Origin of the sequence: Jeongeupia wiesaeckerbachi (assembly GCF_050916355.1) — a bacterium.
Classification (GTDB): Bacteria; Pseudomonadota; Gammaproteobacteria; order Burkholderiales; family Chitinibacteraceae; genus Jeongeupia; species Jeongeupia wiesaeckerbachi.
In genome coordinates, this window is sequence record NZ_CP136946.1 from 392747 (window position 1) to 417079 (window position 24333).

Consider the following 24333-nt stretch of genomic DNA (forward strand, 5'->3'; position numbering starts at 1 on the left):
CAAGAATCGAATCAGCAACTGTTATCATATTGATTTGCTTGCCCCCGTCCCCGTCATGCCCCGCATTCAGGTCCTGTCCGATACCCTCGTCAACCAGATCGCCGCCGGCGAGGTCGTCGAGCGGCCGGCGAATGCGCTGAAGGAATTGCTGGAAAACAGCATCGACGCCGGGGCCGACAATCTGAACGTCGAGCTCATGGCGGGCGGCACCAAATTGATCAAGGTGATCGACGACGGCATCGGCATCGGCCGCGACGATCTCGGCCTGGCGCTGCACCGGCACGCGACCAGCAAGATCCGCGATTTCGACGATCTCCAGCGCGTTGCGACGCTGGGATTTCGTGGTGAAGGACTGGCGTCGATCGCGTCGGTCTCGCGGCTGGTGCTGACGAGCCGGGAACGTGACGGCACGCACGCGTGGCGGGTCGAGGCCGACCACGGCCGGCTGACCGAGCCCGAGCCGGCGGCGCTGGCGATGGGCACGATGATCGAAGTGCACGATCTGTATTACCAGCTGCCGGCGCGGCGCAAGTTCCTCAAATCCGACAGCACCGAATACGCCCACTGCGCCGACATGGTGCAGCGGCTGGCGTTGGCGAATCCGGCCAAGCAGTTCACGCTGACGCACAACGGCCGCGCACAACAGCGCTATCTGGCCGGCGACCTCTCCAAACGCGCCGCGGCCATCCTCGGCGACGAATTCGCCGCCAGCGCGATCGCGATCGACGAAGCCGCCGGGCCGCTGCGCATCCACGGTCTGACCGGCAGCCCGACGCTGGGCAAGGCCAGCCGCGATGCGCAGTATTTCTTCGTCAACGGCCGCTTCGTCCGCGACAAGGTGATCCAGCACGCGCTGCGCGAGGCCTATCGCGACGTGCTGCATCACGACCGCCACGCCGCCTACTGCCTGTTCCTCGACCTCGAACCTGAGGGTGTCGACGTCAACGTCCACCCGACCAAGATCGAGGTGCGCTTCCGCGAATCGCAGGCGGTGTACCGCTTCTTGCTGCATTCGCTGAAAAAGGCGCTGGCCGATACCAAGGCCGGCGCCGACCCGATGGCCGTTCCGGCCCATATCGACCCGGACACCGGCGAAGTACTCGCGCCGGCCTCGCCTGCGGCTGGCCTGCCCATCGGCCAGTCCCGGCCGCAAAGCTACGCCGACCTCGCCGCGCGGGGCGCTTACAGCCAGCAGCCGATGCCCTTGCCGATGGCGAACGAGCCGCTGGCGCTGTACGAGCGGATGTTCGGCGATCTGCGCAGCAGCCCTGCCGATGCCAACTTGCCAGCCGGGCAATCCGGTCGCGAACCGCAAGCCGTCTTCGCGGCCGCGCCGCCGACGCCAGCGCCCTTCCCGGCCCGCGACGACGCCGGCATTCCGCCGCTCGGTTTCGCACTGGCGCAATTGCACGGCGTCTACGTGCTGTCGCAAACCGCCGACGGGCTGATCGTCGTCGACATGCATGCGGCGCACGAGCGCGTCGTCTATGAAAAGCTCAAGAACGCGCTGGACCTCGAACAACTGCCGACGCAGCCCTTGCTGATCCCGCACGTCTTCCCGGCCGACCGGCTCGACGTCGCCACGGTCGAGGACCACGGCGACGCGCTGGCGCAGCTCGGCTTCGATCTGTCGGTGCAGTCGCCGACGCATCTGGCGATCCGTGGCGTGCCGCTGCTCCTGAAAGACGCCGACGCGGTCGAGCTGGCCAAGTCGGTGCTCGCCGACATCCGCGACGTCGGCGCCAGCCAGGTATTGACCGGCCGGCGCAACGAGATCCTCGCGACGATGGCCTGCCACGGCTCGGTGCGCGCCAACCGCGCGCTGACGATTCCGGAGATGAACGCGCTGTTGCGCGAGATGGAAATCACCGAACGCTCGGGCCAGTGCAACCATGGCCGGCCGACGTGGTTCCGGCTGACGATGAACGACCTCGACAAACTCTTCATGCGCGGCCAGTGATGAGCAGCGTGATCGCGGTCAAGCTGTTTGCCGGCCCGCTGGTGATCGGGCTGGCCAGCCTCGCCGGCAAGCGCTGGGGCCCGGCCGCCGCTGGCCTGCTCGGCGGGCTGCCGCTGATCGCCGCCTGCGTGATCGCCGCGCTGTGGCTCGAACACGGCCAGGATTACGCGCTCGCCGCCGCCAGCGCCGCGCCGGCCGGCTTGTGGGCCAATATCGTCTACATGCTGGCGCTCGGCTTTGCCAGCCGGCGCTTTGGCTGGCCCGGCATGCTCGCCTGCGGCTGGCTGATTTATCTGTGCACCGCGGTCGCACTGGCGTTCGGCGGGCTAGCACACAGCCTGCCGCTTGGCGTCACCGCGCTCGCCGGGCTGCTGATCGCCGTCGGCTGGCTGCTGCCGCGCATCGTGCCGCTGCCCAAAATCGAAATCGCTACCCGGATGGCCGCCGCCTTCGCGCTGGTCGTTTCGCTGACCGCGCTGACCTTGCCACTCGGCCCGGCGCTGACCGGCGTGCTGTCGGCCGGCCCGGTCGCCGCGACGGTGATCCCGGCGTTCACGCTTGCCAACGCCGGCCGCGATGCGGTGCTGGTGCAGCTGCGCGGTTTTCTCACCGGCCTCGTCGGCACCGGCGCAAGCCTGCTGTGCCTCGCGCCGCTCGCCGCCCATCTCGGCGGCTGGGCCGCGCTGCCGGCGGCGGCCATCGCCCTCGGTGCCGGCTATGGCGCCAACCTTCTGATGCAAAGACTGCAACGATGACCCCGGCCATTTTCCTGATGGGCCCGACCGCGTCGGGCAAGACCGCCAGCGCCATCGCACTGGTCGAGGCCGGCCTGCCGGTCGAACTGATTTCGGTCGATTCAGCGCTGGTGTTCCGCGACATGATTGTGGGCACCGCCAAGCCCGATGCCGGCGAACTGGCGCGCGCGCCACACCACCTGATCGACATCATCAGTCCTGAGCAGAGCTATTCGGCCGCGCAGTTCCGCAACGACGCGCTGGCGCTGATGGCCGACATTTCGGCCCGCGGCAAGGTGCCGGTGCTCGTCGGCGGCACGATGATGTATTACAACGCGCTGCAATACGGGCTGCACGACCTGCCGCAGGCCGACGCCGCCTTGCGGCTGCAGATCGAGGCCGACGCAGTCGACATCGGCTGGCCCGGCATGCACACGCGGCTGGCGACACTCGATCCGGTCACCGCCGCAAGGCTGGCGCCAAACGATGCGCAACGGATCGGCCGGGCGCTGGAAATCTGCATCCTTGCCGGCAAGCCGATGAGCGAACTGCTCGCCGCGCCGACCGCCGAGCCGCTGCCGTACACGCTGCACAAGCTCGCGCTGGCGCCGAACGATCGCGCCTGGCTGCACGCGCGGATCGCGCAGCGTTTCGACCTGATGCTCGAAGGCGGCCTGCTGGCCGAAGTGCGCGCGCTGCAGCACAAGTACACGCTGTCGCTCGACCTCCCCTCGATGCGCTGCGTCGGCTACCGTCAGGCCTGGGAGCACCTTGCCGGCGAATACGACGCGGCAACGCTGCGTGACAAGGGCATCGCCGCTACGCGCCAGCTCGCCAAGCGCCAGCTGACCTGGTTGCGCGGCATGGACGACGTCGAAACGTTGGACTGCCAGCGCGCCGACCTCGCCGACGCGGTCACCACGCGCATCGCCGACTGGGTTCGCGGCTAGGCACCGGTCCCGTCAGGCCGCTGCGCTTGCGTGCAGCGATCCGAAGCGTGGCATGCCGCTGCGGGGCAAGCTCGGCTCACGCTCGCGTCGCGCAATCGCAAACAGGCTTGCTTCGTTCACCGATCGGACCCTGCGCCAGACGCTGCCAGTACCGCCGGTGGCGTTGCGCCGCCGTCCATCGCGCATCGCCCGCGTTTCGCGCAGCCTGACCGCGCCGTTACACTGGGCCATTGCCCCGCCAACGCCCTTGGGGCATTCGCCGCACCCAGCCTTCTAAACGGAACCGACGATGTCCGACCTGTCTACCGCCATCCTCGGCACGCATCTGGCCGATTACGAACAGACACGCGACTGGGCGATCACCTCGCTGTTCCGTTCGTTCGAAACGTTTAGCGAAGGCACCGTCATCGTCGACGCCGACACGCGCGTCGTCTGGATCAACGCCCGCTACGCCGACCGTTTCGGCTTCAAGAATCCGGACGACGCGCTCGGCCGCGACGTCGAGGAAGTAATTCCGTCGAGTCTGCTGCGCGAAGTCGTCCGCACCGGCAAGCCGATGCTGCTCGACCTGATGCCGACGCGCAGCGGCTCGCTCGTCGTCACCCGCCTGCCCTTGCGCGACGAAGCTGGCCGCGTCGTCGGCGCGATCGGCTTCGCGCTCTACGACGAAGTACACTCGCTATCGCCGCTGATCGCCAAGGTCGGCAAGCTGAACGCCGAACTCGCCGCCGCGCGCGAGTCGCTGGCGCAGACGCGCCGCGCCAAGTATTCGTTCGACAGCTTTGTCGGCAGCGCGCCGGCCAGCGAGGAGGTCAAACGCCAGGCGCAACGCGCCGCGACAATGGATTCGCCGGTGCTGCTGCTCGGCGAAACCGGTACCGGCAAGGAGGTGCTGGCGCACGCGATCCACAGCGCATCACGCCGGGCGAACAAGCCGCTGGTGACGCTGAACATGGCGGCGATTCCGGAAGCGCTGCTCGAGGCCGAACTGTTCGGCGCCACCGCTGGCGCCTACACCGGCGCCGACCGCAAGGGCCGGATCGGCAAATTCCAGCTCGCCGACGGCGGCACGCTATTCCTCGACGAAATCGGCGACCTGCCGCTGGCCCTGCAGGCCAAGCTGTTGCGCGTGCTGCAGGACAAGGAGTTCGAAGCACTCGGCTCGAATCAGGTGGTCCGCTCGGACGTGCGCATCATCGCCGCGACGTCGGCCCGCTTGTTGCAGCAGGTCGAAACCGGCGCCTTCCGGGCCGACCTTTTCTACCGGCTCAATGTGCTGTCGATCCATTTGCCGCCGCTGCGTGAACGAAGCTCGGACATCGCCGCACTGTGCGAAACGATTTTCGCCGAGCTGGCGGCGACCGAGGGCGGTGCGCGCCGGCGGATCACCCCGGCCGGTATCGCCCTGCTGCAAGGCTACGACTGGCCCGGCAATGTGCGCGAACTGCGCAATGTGCTCGAACGCGCGACCATGCTCAGCGACCATCTGCAACTCGACGTCGCCGAGCTGCAGCCGCTGTTGCGCCCCGGCCAGGCGCCCAGCCGGCGGGACGCGCCGCCCAGCCACGCCGACGCCATGGCCTGCTTCGAGAAACAACTGCTCGAAGACGCGCTGGCGGCGTGCAGCGGTCGCGTCATCGATGCCGCCGCCCGCCTCGGCATCGGCCGCGCAACGTTCTACAAGAAGATGGTGCTGCACGGCTTGCGTAGCAATCAGCCTTAGATCCCACCCCGCTCGGCGGCGACACCATTCCTCCCCACGATGCCCGCCCCACAAAGGGGCCATCGTCGGCTCATCTCTCCTAGCTCAGCGGGACGGCCGCGCTCCGGGGCGCAATGCGCGGCGCTGATCGCCGACCGCGATCGCCAGTTGGAGCGCCCGCACCATCGGCATCGGTGACGCCCGCCCCTGTCTCCATCCAGAGACGACCGTCTCCAATCGGAGACAATGTCCTCTCCGCACTCAAGCGCCTGATATCGTGATGAATTTTGGTGCCAGCGTGTCGTCAGCATTGTCTACGTTTGGAGACGACCGGCATTGCCATGCAAACCGCAAAGCCAGCATTGGCGCGGTTTTCGCTGGTCCGCCTCGCCTGGTACGGAAACTGCTCCTATACCGGTAGCGCACCGGCACGGGGTCCTCCCCGCAGGCCGGCGCCAGCGCGACGCGCGGTGACAGGGGCACGATCACCGCCGCTCGCTCTCATCCACTGGAGGAGCATTCATGGATTTTGTCATTGCACTTGCCGCACTCGTCTTTCTGATGCTGGTGGCCTACCGCGGCTACAGCGTCATCCTGATGGCACCGATCGCCGCACTGGGCGCCGTACTGCTGACCGATCCGTCGGCGGTCGCACCGGTCTTTTCCGGCGTGTTCATGGAAAAGATGGTCGGTTTCATCAAGCTCTACTTCCCGGTCTTCCTGCTCGGTTCGGTGTTCGGCAAACTGGTCGAGCTGTCGGGCTTCTCCAAGGCCATCGTCGCCGCAGTGATCCGCTGGATCGGCGCCAGCCGCGCGATCACCGTCATCGTCGTCGTCTGTGCGCTGCTGACCTACGGCGGCGTCTCGCTCTTCGTCGTCGTGTTCGCCGTCTACCCGTTCGCGGCCGAACTGTTCCGCCAGAGCCAGATTCCGAAGCGGCTGATTCCCGGTGTCATCGCGCTGGGCGCATTCTCGTTCACGATGGACGCGCTGCCGGGTACGCCGCAGATCCAGAACATCATCCCGACCACCTTCTTCAAGACCACGACCTGGGCCGCGCCGATGCTCGGCACCGTCGGGGCAATCTTCATCATCATCGTCGGCATCGCCTACCTCGACTGGCGGCGCCGCTCGCTGCAGGCCAAGGGTGAAGGCTACGGCACCAGCCTGTTGAACGAGCCCGAACCGGTCGACACCAGCAAGCTGCCGTCGCCGTGGCTCGCCGTCGCGCCGCTATTGCTGATCGGCATCGCCAACTTCGCGTTCACCAAGCTGATCCCGCTGTGGTACGGCAAGGAATACGCGCTCAAGCTCGCCGGCATGGCCGAGCCGGTGACGACGGCGATTCCCAAGATCACGGCGATCTGGGCGGTCGAGGCCGCGCTGCTCCTCGGCATCATCTTCGTGCTGATCACCGCGTTCAAGACCGTGCGCGAGCGGATTGCCGACGGCACCAAGACGGCGATCGGCGGCGCAATGCTCGCGGCGATGAATACCGCGTCGGAATACGGCTTCGGCGCGGTCATCGCCGCGCTGCCGGGTTTCATCGTCATCCGCGAGGCGCTGCAAAGCATCCCGAATCCGCTGGTCAACGCCGCGGTCACCGTCAGCGCGCTCGCCGGCATCACCGGTTCGGCCTCGGGCGGGATGAGCATCGCGCTCGCGGCGATGTCCGAGCATTTCATCGCCGCCAGCCAGGCCGCCGGGATTCCGCTCGAGGTACTGCACCGCGTGGTCGCGATGGCCAGTGGCGGCATGGACACGCTGCCGCACAACGGCGCGGTGATCACCGTGCTCGCCGTTACCGGCCTGACGCACCGCGAATCGTACCGCGACATTTTCGCCGTCACGGTGATCAAGACGCTCGCGGTCTTCGTCGTCATCGCCACCTACTACCTCACCGGTCTGGTTTGACCCCTGCCCCGATCGGCGGCCGCGCTGTTGCCGCCGATCGGGACTGGCTCCAAGGGAATGGATATGAGCACACTGAAAGGCAAGACAGCCCTCATCACCGGCTCGACCAGCGGCATCGGCCTCGGCATCGCCCGCACACTGGCGCAGAATGGCGCGAACATCGTCCTCAACGGTTTTGGCGATGTCGAATCGGCGGTCGGCCAGATCGAACGGCTCGGCGTCAAGGTACGCCACCACGGCGCCGACATGAGCCGCCCCGAGGAAATCGACGCGCTGATCCGCTATGCCAACGCCGAATTCGGCGGCGCCGACATCGTCGTCAACAACGCCGGCATCCAGCACGTCGCGCCGATCGACGACTTCCCGCCCGAAAAATGGGACGCCATCCTCGCGATCAACCTGTCGTCGGCATTCCACACGACGCGGCTGGCCATCCCGGGCATGAAGGCACGCGGCTGGGGGCGTATCGTCAATATCGCCTCGGTACACGGCCTGGTCGCATCGGCACAGAAATCGGCCTATGTCGCGGCCAAGCATGGTCTGGTCGGGCTGACCAAGTCGGTCGCGCTCGAACTCGCGGATACCCGGATCACCTGCAACGCGCTGTGTCCGGGCTGGGTACTGACGCCGCTGGTGCGCAAACAGATCGACACCCGCGCCAGCCAGAGCGGCCGGGATTTCGCCACAGAGCAAAAAGCGCTGCTGCTCGAAAAACAGCCGTCGGGCGATTTCGTGACGCCGGAGCAGCTCGGCGCGCTGACCTTGTTCCTGTGCAGCGATGCGGCGGCGCAAGTGCGTGGGGCGGCGTGGAATATCGACGGCGGTTGGGCAGCCCAATGAAGCCAAGCTCATCGGGCGGCTGCGCCTGCGCATTTCGTCCCCGGCCAGTGCTCGGAATCCTCATGGACATGACGTCCATTGCGGTGCCTGCGCTTCGGGCGGCCACGAACTGCTTTGGCTCGCTCGCCCGCTGAGGCTGGCTTGCGCTGAATGCCGAAGCCCGAAATCCCGAAGGAGAAACACCATGAACAAGCTCTACCCCAATGCCGCGAGCGCGCTGGCCGACATCGTGCGTGACGGCCAGACCGTCGCCGTCGGCGGCTTCGGCCTCTGTGGCATTCCCGAAGCGCTGATCGCGGCGCTGCGCGACAGCGGCGTGCGCAATTTGACCGCGATTTCGAACAACGCCGGCGTCGATGGCTTCGGTCTTGGCCAGCTGCTCGAGAGCCGGCAGATCAGGAAGATGATTTCGTCCTACGTCGGCGAGAACAAGGAGTTCGAGCGCCAGTACCTCGCCGGCGAACTCGAACTCGAATTCACGCCGCAAGGCACGCTGGCCGAGAAGCTGCGCGCCGGTGGCGCCGGCATCCCGGCCTTCTTCACCCGCACCGGTTACGGCACGCTCGTCGCCGAAGGCAAGGAGGTGCGCGAGTTCAACGGCGTGCCGCACATCCTCGAGCACGCTCTGGTCGCCGACATCGCCCTCGTCAAGGCGTGGAAGGCCGACACCTCAGGCAACCTTGTTTACCGGCTCACCGCGCGCAACTTCAATCCGAACGTTGCAACCGCCGGACGGATCACCGTCGCCGAAGCCGAAATCATTGTCGAAGCGGGCGAACTCGACCCGGACGAAATCCACACGCCAGGCATCTTCGTCCACCGGCTGGTGCACAACCCGCTGCCGGAAAAACGCATCGAACAGCGCACGACGCGCCAAGGAGACTGAGATGGCCTGGACCCGCGAACAGATGGCCGCGCGCGCGGCGCAGGAACTGAAGGACGGTTTTTACGTGAACCTCGGCATCGGGCTGCCGACGCTGGTCGCCAACTACATCCCCGCCGGCATCGACGTCTGGCTGCAATCGGAAAACGGCCTGCTCGGCATCGGCCCCTTCCCGCTTGAGGCCGACATCGACGCCGACCTGATCAATGCCGGCAAGCAGACGATCACCGCGCTGCCGGGCTCGGCAACGTTCAGTTCGGCCGACTCGTTCGGCATGATCCGCGGCGGCAAGATCAACCTCGCCATCCTCGGCGCGATGCAGGTCAGCGAACAGGGCGATCTGGCCAACTGGATGATTCCGGGCAAGATGGTCAAGGGCATGGGCGGCGCGATGGATCTCGTCGCCGGCGTCCGTCGCGTCATCGTGCTGATGGAGCACGTCGCCAAAAAGAAGGACGGCAGCGAGGAGCACAAGATCCTGCCTCACTGCACCTTGCCGCTGACCGGGCTCAAGGTCGTCGACCTGATCATCACCGATCTGGGGGTGCTGCAGGTCGGCGAGAACGGCCTTGAAGTACTCGAACTCGCCCTCGACGTCAGCCGTCACGACATCGCCGAGCGCACCGGCGTGCCACTGGGGTTTGCCGCGCTGAATCGGTAAACAAAAACCGGCCTGCAAGGCCGGTTTTTTATGTGACTCAAGCGCTCAGACCGCGGCGCCCGGCCAGAACGACGGATCACGCAGCAAGCCGGCGATACCGTCGATGAAGAACTGGATGCCGATGCAGATCAGGAAGAAGCCCATCAACCGGGCGATGGCGTTGAGGCCGGTCTCGCCGAGCCGCCAGTACAGCTTGAACGCGACGCGTAGCAGCAACCAGTTGATCAGCGCGGTCAGCATGATGCCGATGCACACCGACGCATAACCGAGCCACAACGGCAGCACGACGTTGTTGTGGATCGACGACGACAGCGAAATCACCGCGGCAATCGACCCCGGCCCGGCCAGCGACGGCATCGCCAGCGGTGTGAACGAGACATCCTGCTTGCGCTTGGCCTCCTGCCGGGCGGCGCTCGGCAAAGGGCCGTTCTCGGGCGGGAACAGCATACGGAAACCGAGATAGCTGATGATCAGCCCGCCGGCGATCCGCAAGCCCGGGATCGAGATGCTGAAGAAATCCATGATCAGCGCCCCGAGCAGCAGGAAGGTGATCAGGATCAGCGCCATATAAATGCACGCACGCTTGAGCTGCCGCTGCCGCTCCTCGTCGGTGAGGTCGGCGGTGATCGACAGCACCAGCGGTGCCGCCGACAGCGGATTGGTAATCGGCAGCAGCGCCAGCAGCGCGGCCAGGACGTAGGAGAGGATTGCGGCGATCATCCCCTCACCCTAGCAACTAGCCCCGTTCGAACGGAATCAGTTTTTTCGGCATATGGGAAAATTGCCAGCGCGGATACGCCGGCAGACCGTCGACGAACGGCGGCGGCGCTTCGCCGACGATCAGCGGCGCGAAGTAATCGCGGCCGGCGGCGGACAGGCGCCAGCCGTCGGCGTCGAGGTAATCGCGCGGCAAGGGCTTTTCGCGGTTGGCAACATCGTGCAGCGGCACCGCGTCGATGCGCCAGCGATAAGGCTCGCTGTCTTCGCGGATGATCGCCGGCATCACGCTACGCTGGCCCTTGACCGCGAATTCGACCGCGGCCTCGCCGACGGCGATCGCCTGCGCCAGATCGGTGCCCGAGGCGATATGCCGCGCTGCGCGCTGCAGGTAGTCGGCAACGGCCCAGTGGCATTTGTGGCCGAGTTCGTCCTTGATCAGCTTGGCCAGGATCGGTGCGACGCCACCGAGCTGAATGTGGCCGAAGGCATCGGCGCCACCGGCTTCGGACAGGAAGGTGCCCTTGGCATCGCGCGTGCCTTCGGCGGCGACGATGGTGCAGTAGCCGACGCGGGCGATGGTTTCCTTCACCGCCTTGAGGAAGCGGCCCGGCTCGAAGGCGACCTCCGGCGTCAAAATCAGGTGCGGCGACGCGTCGTTGTCCTGCGCGGCCAAACCGGCGGAGGCGGCAATCCAGCCGGTGTGGCGGCCCATCACCTCGAGGATGAAGACCTTGGTCGAGCTGGCGGCCATCGACGCGACATCGAGGCCGGCTTCGCGGATCGCGGTGCCGACGTATTTGGCCACCGAGCCGAAGCCGGGCGAGCAATCGCTGTGCGGCAGGTCGTTGTCGATGGTCTTGGGGACATGCACCGCGGTCAGGTCGTAGCCGTGGTACTGGGCGAATTCGGCGACCTTGAGGCAGGTATCGGCCGAATCGCCACCGCCGTTGTAGAACAGATAGCCGATATCGTGGGCGGCGAACAACTCGAACAGCCGGGTCAGCTCGGCGCCGTGACGCAGCTTGTGGCGGCAGGAGCCGAAGGCGCCGCCTGGCGTGGTCTTCAGCGCGGCGAGTTCGGCGTCGCTCAACTGGGCGGTATCGATCAGCACTTCGTCGAGCGCGCCGAGAATGCCGTTCTGTGCGGCGTAGACGGTGCCGATCGCGTCGGGATGGCGCCGGGCGGCGCTGATGACGCCGTAGGCGGAAGCATTGATCACAGCGGTGACACCGCCCGATTGGGCGTAAAGCGCATTTTTCGGCATGGCCGGCTCCGAGCAGGGATTCGCTTATCAATTTGGCATGCTGCAGTGCAATCAGACCATCGGGGGTTTCCGACATGGGGCAATCCCTGTTCGGGATTGCGCACCGCGCACCATCTCGGGGCGGTGCACGATGCACCATCACCGCCGCGCACAGCAAATACGCCGGGCTGCACCGGGCACGTTCCTTGCTCAGTTCTTAAGCTGTAGCCCGAAGCCAGGAGCCCGCCATGCATCGCATTCACCCGCCGCTCGCCGGCTGCTTTGACGAGATGCTCGCCGACGACGGCGAAACCCGTGGCCACTACCGCGAGTTCCTGCAATGGCTCGGCGCGCAGACACCCGAAAACCTCGACCGGCGTCGTCATGAGGCCGAGCTGCTGTTTCACCGCGTCGGCATCACCTTCGCCGTTTACGGCGATGACAGCGGCGCCGAACGGCTGATCCCGTTCGACACGATTCCGCGCATCGTGCCGGCCAGCGAGTGGCAGACGCTCGAGGCCGGATTGCGGCAGCGCGTCACGGCGCTCAATGCCTTCCTGCACGACATCTATCACGAGCAACACATCCTGCGCGCCGGCTTGGTGCCGGCCGCACAGGTCATGGTCAACAACCAGTACCAGGTCTCGATGCAGGGGCTCGATCTGCCGCACCAGACCTACGCGCACATCGCCGGCGTCGACGTGATCCGCAATGCCGATGGCTACTACGTGCTCGAGGACAATCTGCGCGTGCCGTCCGGCGTCAGCTATATGCTCGAAAACCGCAAGATGATGATGCGGCTGTTTCCGGAGCTGTTCGCCCGCTACGCCGTCGCGCCGGTCGAACATTACCCGAGCCTGCTGCACGATACGCTGCGCGAGGCGACGCACGTCGACAATCCGACCGTCGTGGTGATGACGCCGGGCCATTTCAACAGCGCCTACTTCGAGCATGCCTTCCTGGCACAGCAGATGGGTGTCGAGCTGGTCGAGGGACGCGACCTGTTTGTCGAGCGCGATCGCGTCTTCATGCGCACCACCGCCGGACCACGACAAGTTGACGTCATTTACCGGCGAATCGACGATGTTTTCCTCGACCCGCTGGTCTTTCGCGCCGATTCGATGCTCGGTATTCCGGGGCTGCTGTCGGCCTACCGCAAGGGCAATGTGATCGTCACCAACGCCATCGGCACCGGCGTCGCCGACGACAAATCGATCTACCCCTATGTGCCGGAGATGATCCGTTTTTACCTGTCGGAAGAGCCGATCCTCAACAATGTGCCGACCTGGCAATGTCGCAAACCCGACGAGCTGTCACACGTCCTCGCCCACCTCGACGAGCTGGTCGTCAAGGAAGTCCACGGCGCCGGCGGCTACGGCATGCTGATCGGCCCGAAGGCCAGCCGCGCCGAGATCGACGACTTCCGCGCCCGGCTGCGCGCCGATCCGGCCAACTACATCGCCCAGCCGACGCTGGCGCTGTCGACCTGCCCGACCTTCGTCGACGAAGGCATTGCCCCGCGGCATATCGATCTGCGCCCCTTCGTACTGTCGGGCAAGGACATGCGCATCGTCCCCGGCGGCCTGTCGCGAGTCGCACTGGCGCGCGGCTCGCTGGTGGTCAACTCTTCGCAGGGCGGCGGCACCAAGGACGCCTGGATACTGGAGGCATAGGAGATCCAACCATGATGCTGAGCCGCACCGCCGATCATCTGTACTGGATGAGCCGCTACCTCGAACGCGCCGAAAACCTTGCGCGGCTGCTCGATGTGAGTTTCAGCCTGTCGCTGTTGCCGCAATCGCAAGGCGCCCGCGCCGAGATGAGTGCGCCGCTGGTGATCACCGAAACGCTGAAGGCGTACAACACCCGCCACGACACGCTGACTGCGCAAAGCCTGTTCGCCTTCATGGCGCTCGACCGCGACAACCCGGCGAGCATCGTCGCCTGCCTGAAACTGGCGCGCGAAAACGCCCACGCGGTGCGCGGCAAGATTCCGGTCGAGATGTGGGAGAACATCAATGCGACGTGGCTATACGCGAAAAACCTGCCAAATGAGGTGAACGTCGGCGATTTTTTCGACTGGGTCAAGGAACGCTCGCACCTGTTCCGCGGTGTTGCCTACGGCACGCTTTTGCGCGGCGACGCGTATTCCTTCGTGCGACTGGGTACCTTCGTCGAACGCGCCGACAACACGACACGGCTGCTCGACGTAAAGGCCAGCCTGATGGATGCCGGCCACGGCGTTGACGATTACTACGCCTGGAGCGCATTGCTGCGCGCACTATCGGCGTACGAGGCCTATCTGGAGCTGTATCGCGAGCCACCGAATGCGACGTCGGTCACCGAACTGCTGCTGCTGTCGCCACGGCTGCCGCGATCGCTGCGCGCCAGCATGGAAGCAATCTGCAAGATCCTGGCGCAGATCGAGGGCGAGGACAGCCGCGTCGCCCAGCGTGACGCCAACGCCATCCGCAACGAGCTGCATTTCATTCGTGCCGACGAAATCCTCGACTTCGGCCTGCACGACTATCTGAATCAGCGGCTGATCGACATCAACACACTGGGTGAGCGGATCTACGATGCTTACCTGAAAGCAGCCTGAAGCGGATCCCGATGAAACTCACCATCCAGCATGAAACGCTGTACCGCTACGCCGCGCCGGTGCATTACAGCATGCAGCTGCTGCGGCTGACCCCGCAGAGCGATACCGGCCAGCAGGTCCTCGACTGGCGGCTGACGCTACCGGCCGAGGCCAGCGCCGGCCATGACGGTTACGGCAACGTCGAGCATCTGCTGAGCCTGTCCGGCCAGCACCAGGAAATCCGCCTGCTGGCTTGCGGCATCGTCGAGACCGGCGGGCGCGATGCTCCACGCCGCGAGGCCCGCTCGCCGCTGCCCTTCCTGCGCAGCACGGCGCTGACGCAGCCCGACGCGGCAATCCGCGATTTCGCCGAAGGCTACCGCGACCACGTCGGCCGTCACGGCGCACCGGCGCTGTCCGACCTGATGGCCGATCTGCTCGACCGGATGCCGTACACGCCCGGCGCCACCGACAGCGCGACAACGGCCGCGCAGGGCTTCGCACTCGGCGCCGGCGTCTGCCAGGATCATACGCACGCCTTCGTCAGCGCCTGCCGGACGCTCGGCGTGCCGGCTCGCTATGTCAGCGGCTATCTGTACACCGACCACGACCACCACATCGCCAGCCACGCCTGGGCCGAGGCATGGCTCCAGGATGGCTGGTACGGCTACGACATCAGCAACGCCTGCCGCCCGGACGAACGCTACGTTCGGCTGGCGATCGGTCTCGACTACCTCGAAGCCGGACCGGTGCGCGGACTGCGCCGCGGTGGTGGCGACGAAACCATGGCTTCGCACGCGCGGGTCAGCCTTGCCGAACAGGCTCAATAAGGGGGTAGGCGATGACTTATTGTGTCGGCATGAATCTGGAGCAGGGCCTGCTGTTCGCGTCCGACTCGCGCACCAATGCCGGCGTCGACCACATCGCCACCTTCTGCAAGATGCACATCTTCGAAACTGCGGGGGAACGGCTGATCGTCCTGTTGAACGCCGGCAATCTGGCGACGACCCAAAGTGTCGTCAGTCTGCTGCGGGCGCGCTGCAATGGCGACGGTGCCAACCTGCTGACGATCCGATCGTTGTACGAGGCCGCCGAACTCGTCGGCGCAACGCTGCGTGAAGTCATCGCCCGCGACGCCGGCGAAGCCGGCATGGGTCAGGGCGTCGACTTCGGCGGCTCATTTTTGGTCGGCGGGCAGCTTCGCGGCGAGGCACCGCGGCTCTTCAATGTCTACCCGCAGGGCAACTTCATCGAAGCGACGCCGGACACGCCGTATTTCCAGATCGGCGAGGCCAAGTACGGCAAGCCAATCATCGATCGGGTGATCCACTACAGTACACCGCTGGCGGAAGCCGCCAAGTGCACGCTGATTTCGTTTGACTCGACGATACGCAGCAATCTGTCGGTCGGCCTGCCGATCGATCTGCTCCAGCACCGCAATAACAGCTTCGTGCCAGCCACCCCGTATCGGGTGACCGCCGACGACCCTTACTTCAACCAGATCCGTGCAGCCTGGGGCTGCGGGCTACGCAAGGTCTTCGCCGAATTGCCCGACGCGGACTGGCTCAGCCCAGACTGAGGCTGAGCCGGGTCACGCTACCGAACGGTACAGCCAGTTCAGCAATTCGCCTGGATCGCCGCGCATGATCTTGCGCAGCTCCAGTCGGACGTCTTCGTGCGGCATGCCCTGCGCGGTCAGCGCGTCGAGCACGTAATCGAACTCGCCGCGCAGATCACGGTGGCTGCGACGCTCCACCTGACAGGTTTGCATCACCTCGCCGCAGCGGCAACGACGCCAATGGCTGACCGAACCGGCCAGCGCTTCGACTGGCAGCGGTGCGCCAACCTCCGCGGTCTGTTCAAGGAAGGCATCGTAGCTGTCATAAGTACGGCGACAGCCCGGACACCCATGCGGATAGGCGAGAATCTGCTGTGGCAGCATCATTTCACCTGTGTAACCACTCGGCTTGCTCATCTCTCACCCCGTCTATTCGCTGACGTATTTCTGTTATACGCCGCACAAGGACACGCAAGCCGATGCAAACTAAAACAAGCCGATGATCGTCACAGACTGTCAAAAAGTCTTTCCTGAATAACGCCATCAAGCAAGGTTAACTCGCGATTCATCGTCAGCAGATAATCGATGCGCGCCTGCAGCGACACCGCGGCATAGCGAGCACTGACGCCGTTGGCAGCCAACAGCGCATCGCGCCAGCGCTCGAGATCCTGCGGCGCCGGCCTGTTCGCCACGTCGCCGGAGGGCCACAGCCAGTACGGCGACAGCGCGGCATGAACCGCCAGCAGATCGTCATCGACGGCCACGCCCATCGCCACCAGTTGCTGCCGCCACAACGCCAGCACCGCCGGATGCGGCTGACCGGGCGACAGTGCCGCGGTCATTTGCGCCGGGTGCAGCCGGTAGTCGACCAGCGGCACACCGCAGCTGCCAAGCCGGCCGCGCTCGGCCAGGCGAATGAAAAAGTCCCAGTCCTCGGCCATGCCCATGCCGGGTGTACGCCAGACATCGAGCCTTTCCCACGTGGCGCGGCGCAGCATCAGCGCCGGCTGCGCCATCGCGCAATAGAACAGCAGCTCGACCCGGATACCGGCATCGTCCTGCGGAAAACGCCGGCAACGGCCGCGACGGCCATCCGGTAGCAGTTCGATCATGTCCGCCCCAGCGGCGACCAGATCGGGATGGGCCGACAGATACGCCGCCTGCACCGAAAAGCGCTGCGGATGCGTCAGGTCATCGCCGTCGGCAAATGCCAGCCAGTCGCCGTTGGCAGCGGCCATGGCGGTATTCAGTGCATTGGCCAGCCCGCGGTTGCCGTCGTGATGCAGGTGGCGGACCGGCCACGGCGACATCCGCGTCCAGGCGTCGACCGCATCGGCCAGTGCCGCATCCGAGCCGTCGTCGACGAGGAGCAGTTCCGCGCCAGCAAAGTCGCGGACGTCGGCGCGGGCGATCGAATCGAGCTGCGCCTGCAGCAAGGGCCAGGGGGTATTGAAGTACGGGAGCAGAACGGAAAGACGCATGCGCGGCACCGGCGGCTGGATACAACAACGCCCCGCAAGGCGGGGCGTCGTCGCGGAATGGCTCAGGCGATCAGACCAGTGCCTTGAAGATGTCGTCGCGAATCGTTTCGACCGCACCCACGCCATTGACCTTGACGTACTTCGGCGCCTTGACGTCGCCCGACGCAGCAAGCTGGCCGTAGAAACCGACCAGCACGGCGGTCTGCTCATGGTAGACGCCGAGGCGCTTTTTGACGGTTTCTTCGACATCATCGTCACGCTGGATCAGATCTTCGCCGGTCACGTCGTCCTTGCCTTCAACCTTGGGCGGATTGAACTTGACGTGGTAGCTGCGGCCCGAGGCCGGATGGACGCGACGGCCGGCCATCCGTTCGACAATGGCTTCGTCCGGGACGTCGATCTCGACCACGTAGTCGATGTCGACGCCAGCTTCGCGCATGGCTTCGGCTTGCGGGATCGTCCGCGGGAAACCGTCGAACAGGAAGCCATTGGCACAATCGGCGTCGGTGATGCGTTCCTTCACGAGACCGATGATGATGTCGTCACGCACCAGGCCGCCCGCATCCATGATCGCCTTGGCTTCGAGGCCCAGCGGCGTGCCGGCCTTGACCGCCGCGCGCAGCATGTCGCCGGTGGAGATTTGCGGGATGCCGAACTTTTCCTTGATGTAGTTCGCCTGCGTGCCCTTGCCTGCGCCGGGCGCGCCGAGGAGGATCAGTTTCATCGTGGTCTCTGTTTTTAGTTGGTTAGTAATTCTGTTGTGCCAGCAGCTGCCGCACGCGCTCGAGGTCTTCCGGCGTATCGACGCCGGCGGCCGGTGCGTGCGCTGCAACATGAACACCGATGCCATAACCATGCCACAGCACCCGCAGCTGTTCCAGCGCTTCGATCCCTTCGAGCGGCGAAGGCGACAGATCACGGTAAGTACGCAGGAATCCGGCACGATAGGCGTAGATGCCGATATGCCGCTGCGGAACGATGTCCAGCGGCAGCGCGCTGCGATCGCCGGCAAACGCATCGCGCGGCCATGGAATCGGCGCGCGGCTGAAATACAGCGCCCGGCCCGTCGCGCCGGTCACGACCTTGACGACGTTCGGGTTGAGGAAATCGGCGATCGCGCTGATCGCGTGGCTGGCCGTCGCCATCGGCAGCGCCGGGTCGGCGGCCAGCGTCGCCGCGACCGCATTGATCAGCGCCGGGTCGATCAGCGGCTCGTCACCCTGGACATTGACGATGATTTCATCGTCGGCCAGGCCGAGCCGGTCGACGGCCTCGGCCAGCCGGTCGGTCCCCGACGGGTGATCCGCTCGCGTCAGCACGCAGGCGTAGCCGGCCAGTGCCACCGCATCCTGGATGCGCATGTCGTCGGTCGCGACGCAGACCATGCTCGCCTCGGACTGCAGCGCCTGTTCGACAACGCGAACGATCATCGGCTTGCCACCGATGTCGGCCAGCGGTTTGTCCGGCAGCCGCGTCGACTTGAGCCGGGCGGGAATGATCACCGTGTAGTTCATCGCGCGCTCCGCGGCTCAGCCGTTGACTTCTTCGGTCGGGTCAAGCTCGCGCGCTTCGCCTTCGAGCATCACCGGAATGCCATCACGAATCGGATAGGCGAGGCGATCGGCCTTGCAGATCAGCTCCTGCTTCGTTTTGTCGAAGACGAGCGGGCCCTTGCAGACCGGGCAGACCAGAATTTCAAGCAGCTTTGCGTCCATTTTGCAGCCTTGTTGCGAGCCATTGCCCCAGATCCGGGGACAGCATGGCGTTGACCGGTAAAACCCAGATTCTATCACCGTCGCCCCGGATCGCCGTTTGCGCGGCCAGTTTCACCGCATCCTTCTCGGTGGTGATCAGTGTGCCAGCGGGCAGTTCATCGGCAGCGTAGGCATGATGGTCGGCAAAGGCATGACGGGAGAACGTCAGCCCGAGCGCTTCAAGCGTCGCGAAGAAACGCGCCGGATTGCCGATGCCGCAGACCGCCGCCAGCGTCTCGCCCTGCAAGGCGTCGGCGGTGCAGCTGATGGCCGGGTCGTCGAGCCGGTACAGCCGCCCCGGCTGCAGCGTCATTGCAAAACACTGTGGATGCGCGACCGCCGCCGGGCCGCCGTTGACGACCACCGCGTCGACCTTGGCCAGACGCGCAATCGGTTCGCGCAACGGTCCGGCCGGCAGCAGCCAGCCGTTGCCGAAGCCGCGCGCGCCATCGACGACGCACAACTCGATCTCGCGCCCCAGCCGGTAATGCTGCAGGCCGTCGTCGCACAGCAGCACGTCAACCTGCGGATGCGCCACCAGCAAGGCCCGGCCAGCGGCGGCACGATCACGGCACACGAAGACCGGCACGCCGGCGGCACGCACCAGCAAGACCGGCTCGTCGCCGACCTGCGCCGGATCACTGTCCGGCAAGACCGGTGTCGGCCCTTCGGCCTTGCCACCGTAGCCGCGCGACACGATGCCGGGCGTGTAGCCATGCGCGACCAGCACGCGCGCCAGATACGCCGTCAGCGGTGTCTTGCCGGTGCCGCCGGCGGTCAGGTTGCCGACGACGACGACCGGCACCGGCAGACGCTCGATCCGCTTGAGCCCAAGACGGAACAGCGCACGTCGCCCCGCACCGATCACGGCAAACAGCAGCGACAACGGCGCCAGCGCCCATTTCAGCAGATGCGTGCCGTACCAGATGCGTTCAGGCAGGGACATTGAAGCTCCTTGGCGCCATGGACCGAAAAAGCAAAACGGGGCATCTGCCCCGTTCTGTCGCTTGCACACGCAGACTTATTTGCCCGTCTGCGTGGCGAATGTCAGCTTGCTGTAGCCGGCCAGCCTCGCCGCCTCCATCACGTTGACGACGGTCTGATGCGTCGCCTGCGAATCGGCGTTGATGATGACCATCGGGTCGTTGTTGCCACCCGCGGCGCGGCGCAGTTCGGCGGCAAACGCTTCCTGACTGCCGAAGGTCGTGACCTGGTTGTTGATGCTGTACTGGCCGGCGGCCGAGATGGCGATCTGGATCGACTGCGGCATCTCGACGACCTTTTCGGCGTCGGCGGTCGGCAGGTTGATCTTCAGCTCGGCAAAGCGCGAGTACGTCGTCGTGGCCATCAGGAAAATCAGGATCACCAGCATCACGTCGATCAACGGGATGAAGTTGATCTCCGGCTCCTCGCGATGGCGGCCTTTGCGAAATTTCATCGCCCCGCCCTCAGCTGCGGTCGCCGTGGACGACTTCGACCAACTTCACCGCCTGCTGCTCCATCTCGACGATGAAGTCGTCGATCTTGCCGCGGAAGTAGCGGTAGAACATCAGCGCCGGCACCGCAACCATGATGCCCGAGGCGGTGTTGTACAGCGCCACCGAAATCCCGTGCGCCAGCACCGCCGGATTATTGCCGCCGGTCGGCGATTGCGCGCCAAAAATCTCGATCATGCCAATGACGGTACCCAGCAGGCCCAGCAGCGGTGTCACCGCGGCGATGGTGCCGAGCGTATTCAGATAGCGTTCGAGCTGGTGCGCCACGGCGGCACCGGTTTCCTCGATCGATTCCTTCATGATGTCGCGCGAACTTTTGACGTTCTTGAGTCCGGCGGCCAGCACCCGGCCCAGCGGGCTCGATGCGGCGAGTTTGCCCAGCATGTCCGGCGAAACACCGTTGCTGCGGTATTCCTGCACCGACTTGGCCAGCAGCCCCTCGGGCAGCACCACCGATTTGCGCAGCGACAGCAAGCGCTCGATGATGATCGTCACCGCGGTGACGGAACAGATGATAATGGTCCAGATCGGCCAACCGGCGGCCTCGATGATGGCGAGCATGTGCGAATCAACCCAGTGTAGGCATGCGGAAAACCGCGTAACTGTATCGGGATTGGCGGCAACGGGAAAGCCGCAATGCGCTCGGGCGCTGCGGGCCGGCAACAACGCCGATCCGCGCCGCCCCGGCGCGCGTGCCGAGACCCGCACTTGGACACGTCAGCGGACGACGCAAGCCGGTACCGATGGGCGGGCAATACCATATTCGATCGCATGCCGCAGCCGTGATTTCTGACAGTCGACGGCTTACGCACAGGCTGTGGATAAAAATGTGCACAAAGCCTTGCGCAAGGCCACCAGACTATGCCCACTACCACCACACCAGCGCCATCGCACTGCACAAAAACAGACAAATATTCAATATAATCATTGAGTTAAAAAACAAACCTCAACTACACTCCGGGCAATCGGCACAAAGCCAGCCGTAGTGCGGCCTCTGTGGATTACAGGACCTAAACCGACGATGTTTTCCCAAAAGTCAAGCGCCAATGTCATTACAGTCACCGAGCTCAATCGCCAGGTTCGCGACTTACTGGAAGGCGCATTTCCGATCCGCTGGATCGCCGGCGAGATCTCGAATTTCAAACGTTACGACTCCGGCCACTGCTATTTCAGCCTCAAGGACGCCAGCGCGCAGGTCCGTTGCGTGATGTTCCGCAACCGCGCCGCCTTGCTCGATTTTCAGCCCAAGGAAGGGCTGCAGGTCGAAGTACGGGCCGTGGTCTCGCTATACGAAGCGCGCGGCGACTATCAACTGACGATCGAAGCCATGCGTCCGGCCGGTGTCGGCAACCTGTTCGAGGCCTTCGAAGCGCTGAAAAAGAAACTGGCCGCCGAAGGCCTGTTCGACGCGGCGACCAAACGCGCCCTCCCCGCCTTTCCGCGCGCGATCGGCATCGTCACCTCGCCCAAGGCCGCCGCGCTGCGCGACGTGCTGACGACCCTCAGGCGCCGTCATCCGGGCCTGCCGGTCATCATTTATCCGACCGCCGTTCAGGGCACGACCGCGGCCAACGATATCGCCGCGGCGATCCGCAACGCGGCCAAGCGTAATGAAGTCGACACGCTGATCGTCTGCCGCGGCGGCGGCAGTCTCGAAGACCTGTGGTCGTTCAACGAAGAAGTCGTCGCCCGCGCCATTGCCGCCAGCCCGATGCCGGTGGTGTCGGGTGTCGGCCACGAAACCGACTTCACCATCGCCGACTTCGTCGCCGACGTCCGCGCACCGACGCCGACGGCGGCGGCCGAGCTGGCCAGCCCGAATCGCGACGAATGGCTGATGCGGCTGGACCAGCAGTCCGCGCAGCTGAAACGGGCGCTCGAACGCGGTCTGCACACCCGGATGCAGCTGATTGACCAGCTCGGCCGGCGCCTGCGTCATCCCGGCGAAGCCTTGGCGCAGCGCCGCGAGCGGCTCGCCGCACTGAGCCTGCGGCTGAACCAGGCCAGTTCGCGCCAGCTTGCCGACCGGCATACCAAGCTCGAACGGCTGGCGCTGCGCTTGGCGCACCGGCAGCCGCAGACCGCCGCGCAGGCGCAGCGACTGGCCGAGCTGCAACGCCGGATGACACAGGCTGCGGCCCGTCATGGCGACACCGCCCAGCGCCGGCTCGATACCCTCGCGGCGCGGCTGACCGCGTTGAATCCGCGCGCGGTGCTGGCGCGCGGCTATGCGCTGGTCGAGCGCCCCGACGGCAGCGTGGTACAGCACGCCAGCGAACTGACCCGTGGCGATCAGGTTGCCCTGCACTTTGCCGACGACCGCGTCGACGCGCAGATCGTTGGTCGGCCCGCGCAGCAGCAAGACCTGTTTTGAACTTGATGACAATGGCACACTCGAAGACTGACCCAATTAGCAAGGAACGTCCGATGAGTCACATCGCCCTCCCCCTGTTGTCACACGTCTCGCTCGGCACCAATGACTTCGAGCGCGCCATCGCTTTCTACGACGCGGTGATGCCGGCACTCGGCTGCAAGCGCCTTGAGCAGTTCCCCGGCGCTGCCGCCTACGGCCGCGACTATCCGGAGTTCTGGATCCAGACACCGATCGACGGTCAGCCTGCCAGCATCGGCAACGGTACCCACATCGGTTTCACCGCCACCGATCCTGCGGCGGTCCAGGCGTTCTACGACGCGGCACTGGCCGCCGGCGCGACCGCCGACGGCGCGCCCGGTCCGCGTCCCGATTACGGCGAACCGTATTTCGGCTGCTTCGTCCGCGACCCGGACGGCCACAAGATCGAAGCGGCGTTCTGGGATTTCTCGCTCGACACCGCCCCGCCGCACCAGTGTTGATCCCGGAGCTGCGCCCATGAAAAAGCCCCGCGATGCGGGGCTTTTTGACTGACTGCGCGACCTTGGGCCGGTGAATACCCAAGGTAGCAGCCGCGCTTAACCGAAGCGGCGCTGGCGCATCCACTTGGTCGCAATCCACTTTTCACCGCCGGTGACCGGTGCGCCGCCGTGCAGCGTCAGCGAATCGACCTCGCTGTGGCTGTTGGTGTACTCGAAATACACCGCACTGCCCTTCTTCGGCGCAACCGACAGGCCCAGCTCCGGGAAGATCGTCTCGCCGCCGGCGTCGACGTCATTCAGATACATCACCATCGTCGATACACGCTGGCCACCGTTGGCCAGATGAGCCTGGCTGCCCGGGTCGGCCGTCGGGAAATAATCGTAGTGCGGCTTGTACTCGCCGGCCGTCTTGTAATTGAGGATCTGGATGCCCTCACCGTTCTCGATCGGCCAGTTCATCACCGTCGCGATGCGGGCATCGAGCTTGGCGATGAAGTCGTTCTCGTTCAGCGTGAAGAAGGTGCCGTAGCTGGTGCGATCGGCGATGACCTCGTGCTTGCCGGTCAGCGGGTCGACGATGGTCGAGCGCTCGAGCTTGCGCTCGGACTGGCGGACCAGCTCGTCGCACTCTTCATGCGACAGCAGGCCATCGAGGACCGCGATCACCGGTTGGCCGACGCGCGAGACGATGCGTACATCCCGGTCGGCAGTGCGGATGACGTTGCCTTCATGATTGAAGCGCGGCGCCTCGTAGCGGTAGCCGGACACCTGCGGCTGGGCGGTTTGCGGCGGCGCGCTGCTCGAGAGCTGGAACACCACGGCGTTGGCGAACATCGGGTCAAAGTTCTTCTCGACCATCACCTCGACCAGCGACATCGGCGTACACCCGCGCTGCAGGTTGTCGGAAATCCAGCCCTGCCAGTCGGGCGAGAGGTGCGTAATCCGGTCCATGATCTCCATCCTTGTTTTTTTCCGTTCTCAGCGGGCCATTTTCGATGGCCCT

Annotated in this window: 25 protein-coding genes; 14 read left to right on the top strand and 11 right to left on the bottom strand. The window is 65.4% G+C overall.

Annotated features, from left to right (window positions below; all coding sequences use genetic code 11):
* The first annotated feature begins 55 nt into the window (after positions 1–55).
* The 8 genes from mutL to R0382_RS01970 all read left to right on the top strand — a co-directional run bounded on the left by mutL (position 56) and on the right by R0382_RS01970 (position 9644).
* Positions 56–1960: a DNA mismatch repair endonuclease MutL gene (gene mutL / locus R0382_RS01935; protein ID WP_432721863.1), complete on the top strand. Its 1905-nt coding sequence runs from the start codon at positions 56–58 to the stop codon at positions 1958–1960.
* Complete coding sequence (locus R0382_RS01940; protein WP_432721864.1) at positions 1960–2715, top strand: hypothetical protein; 756 nt, start codon at positions 1960–1962, stop codon at positions 2713–2715. Before mutL ends, R0382_RS01940 begins: the two co-directional genes overlap by 1 nt.
* Positions 2712–3644, top strand: coding sequence for a tRNA (adenosine(37)-N6)-dimethylallyltransferase MiaA (gene miaA, locus R0382_RS01945; protein ID WP_432721865.1), 933 nt, complete (start codon positions 2712–2714; stop codon positions 3642–3644). Before R0382_RS01940 ends, miaA begins: the two co-directional genes overlap by 4 nt.
* 289 nt (positions 3645–3933) lie before the next feature.
* Positions 3934–5367, top strand: coding sequence for a sigma-54 interaction domain-containing protein (locus tag R0382_RS01950; protein ID WP_432721866.1), 1434 nt, complete (start codon positions 3934–3936; stop codon positions 5365–5367).
* A 501-nt stretch (positions 5368–5868) separates the two neighbouring features.
* Entirely contained in the window at positions 5869–7260 is a 1392-nt protein-coding gene (locus tag R0382_RS01955; protein ID WP_432721867.1) for a GntP family permease, read from the top strand.
* A gap of 63 nt (positions 7261–7323) precedes the next feature.
* Positions 7324–8100 (top strand): 3-hydroxybutyrate dehydrogenase, encoded by a 777-nt coding sequence (locus R0382_RS01960; protein ID WP_432721868.1) that lies wholly within the window; start codon positions 7324–7326, stop codon positions 8098–8100.
* A 184-nt stretch (positions 8101–8284) separates the two neighbouring features.
* Entirely contained in the window at positions 8285–8986 is a 702-nt protein-coding gene (locus tag R0382_RS01965; RefSeq protein WP_432721869.1) for a CoA transferase subunit A, read from the top strand.
* A 1-nt stretch (position 8987) separates the two neighbouring features.
* On the top strand, positions 8988–9644 hold the full coding sequence (locus tag R0382_RS01970) for a 3-oxoacid CoA-transferase subunit B (protein WP_432721870.1): 657 nt from the start codon (positions 8988–8990) through the stop codon (positions 9642–9644).
* A 45-nt stretch (positions 9645–9689) separates the two neighbouring features.
* On the opposite strand, the gene R0382_RS01975 is transcribed toward R0382_RS01970, so the two are convergent.
* Together R0382_RS01975 and R0382_RS01980 are read right to left on the bottom strand one after the other, a co-directional pair.
* Complete coding sequence (locus R0382_RS01975) at positions 9690–10364, bottom strand: MarC family NAAT transporter (RefSeq protein ID WP_432721871.1); 675 nt, start codon at positions 10362–10364, stop codon at positions 9690–9692.
* A gap of 16 nt (positions 10365–10380) precedes the next feature.
* The gene (locus R0382_RS01980; protein WP_432721872.1) at positions 10381–11628 is read right to left on the bottom strand and encodes a 6-phosphofructokinase; all 1248 of its coding nucleotides are present in this window, start codon (positions 11626–11628) and stop codon (positions 10381–10383) included.
* Positions 11629–11855: 227 nt separating this feature from the next.
* On the opposite strand from R0382_RS01980, the gene R0382_RS01985 reads away from it, so the two are divergent.
* The 4 genes from R0382_RS01985 to R0382_RS02000 are packed head-to-tail and all read left to right on the top strand — an operon-like array spanning position 11856 to position 15767.
* Entirely contained in the window at positions 11856–13280 is a 1425-nt protein-coding gene (locus R0382_RS01985) for a circularly permuted type 2 ATP-grasp protein (protein WP_432721873.1), read from the top strand.
* Between the two features lie 11 nt (positions 13281–13291).
* On the top strand, positions 13292–14209 hold the full coding sequence (locus tag R0382_RS01990) for an alpha-E domain-containing protein (RefSeq protein WP_432721874.1): 918 nt from the start codon (positions 13292–13294) through the stop codon (positions 14207–14209).
* Positions 14210–14220: 11 nt separating this feature from the next.
* A complete protein-coding gene (locus R0382_RS01995; RefSeq protein ID WP_432721875.1) occupies positions 14221–15018 on the top strand; it encodes a transglutaminase family protein in 798 nt (265 codons plus the stop codon).
* An 11-nt stretch (positions 15019–15029) separates the two neighbouring features.
* Positions 15030–15767, top strand: coding sequence for a peptidase (locus tag R0382_RS02000; protein WP_432721876.1), 738 nt, complete (start codon positions 15030–15032; stop codon positions 15765–15767).
* A 12-nt stretch (positions 15768–15779) separates the two neighbouring features.
* Here the strand turns inward: R0382_RS02000 and R0382_RS02005 are convergent, their stop codons facing one another.
* From R0382_RS02005 to R0382_RS02040, 8 genes are all read right to left on the bottom strand, one after another.
* Entirely contained in the window at positions 15780–16163 is a 384-nt protein-coding gene (locus tag R0382_RS02005; RefSeq protein ID WP_432721877.1) for a hypothetical protein, read from the bottom strand.
* A gap of 89 nt (positions 16164–16252) precedes the next feature.
* Positions 16253–17227 carry a glycosyltransferase family 2 protein gene (locus R0382_RS02010; RefSeq protein ID WP_432721878.1) on the bottom strand — a complete coding sequence of 325 codons (975 nt, stop codon included), beginning with the start codon at positions 17225–17227 and terminating at the stop codon, positions 16253–16255.
* A gap of 70 nt (positions 17228–17297) precedes the next feature.
* Positions 17298–17951 (bottom strand): adenylate kinase, encoded by a 654-nt coding sequence (adk, locus tag R0382_RS02015; RefSeq protein WP_432721879.1) that lies wholly within the window; start codon positions 17949–17951, stop codon positions 17298–17300.
* Positions 17952–17973: 22 nt separating this feature from the next.
* Positions 17974–18741, bottom strand: coding sequence for a 3-deoxy-manno-octulosonate cytidylyltransferase (gene kdsB / locus R0382_RS02020; RefSeq protein ID WP_432721880.1), 768 nt, complete (start codon positions 18739–18741; stop codon positions 17974–17976).
* A gap of 15 nt (positions 18742–18756) precedes the next feature.
* Positions 18757–18942 (bottom strand): Trm112 family protein, encoded by a 186-nt coding sequence (locus R0382_RS02025; RefSeq protein ID WP_432721881.1) that lies wholly within the window; start codon positions 18940–18942, stop codon positions 18757–18759.
* Entirely contained in the window at positions 18923–19927 is a 1005-nt protein-coding gene (lpxK, locus tag R0382_RS02030; protein WP_432721882.1) for a tetraacyldisaccharide 4'-kinase, read from the bottom strand. The genes R0382_RS02025 and lpxK overlap by 20 nt, the downstream gene beginning before the upstream one ends.
* 75 nt (positions 19928–20002) lie before the next feature.
* Positions 20003–20419, bottom strand: a complete 417-nt coding sequence (locus tag R0382_RS02035; protein WP_432721883.1) for an ExbD/TolR family protein — start codon at positions 20417–20419, stop codon at positions 20003–20005.
* Positions 20420–20429: 10 nt separating this feature from the next.
* On the bottom strand, positions 20430–21038 hold the full coding sequence (locus R0382_RS02040; protein WP_432721884.1) for a MotA/TolQ/ExbB proton channel family protein: 609 nt from the start codon (positions 21036–21038) through the stop codon (positions 20430–20432).
* A 460-nt stretch (positions 21039–21498) separates the two neighbouring features.
* Between R0382_RS02040 and xseA the strand changes: the two genes are divergently transcribed.
* Together xseA and R0382_RS02050 are read left to right on the top strand one after the other, a co-directional pair.
* A complete protein-coding gene (gene xseA / locus R0382_RS02045) occupies positions 21499–22851 on the top strand; it encodes an exodeoxyribonuclease VII large subunit (protein ID WP_432721885.1) in 1353 nt (450 codons plus the stop codon).
* Between the two features lie 53 nt (positions 22852–22904).
* Positions 22905–23330, top strand: a complete 426-nt coding sequence (locus R0382_RS02050; RefSeq protein WP_432721886.1) for a VOC family protein — start codon at positions 22905–22907, stop codon at positions 23328–23330.
* Positions 23331–23426: 96 nt separating this feature from the next.
* On the opposite strand, the gene R0382_RS02055 is transcribed toward R0382_RS02050, so the two are convergent.
* Positions 23427–24281 (bottom strand): 2OG-Fe(II) oxygenase, encoded by an 855-nt coding sequence (locus R0382_RS02055; RefSeq protein ID WP_432721888.1) that lies wholly within the window; start codon positions 24279–24281, stop codon positions 23427–23429.
* Between the last annotated feature and the right edge of the window lie 52 nt (positions 24282–24333).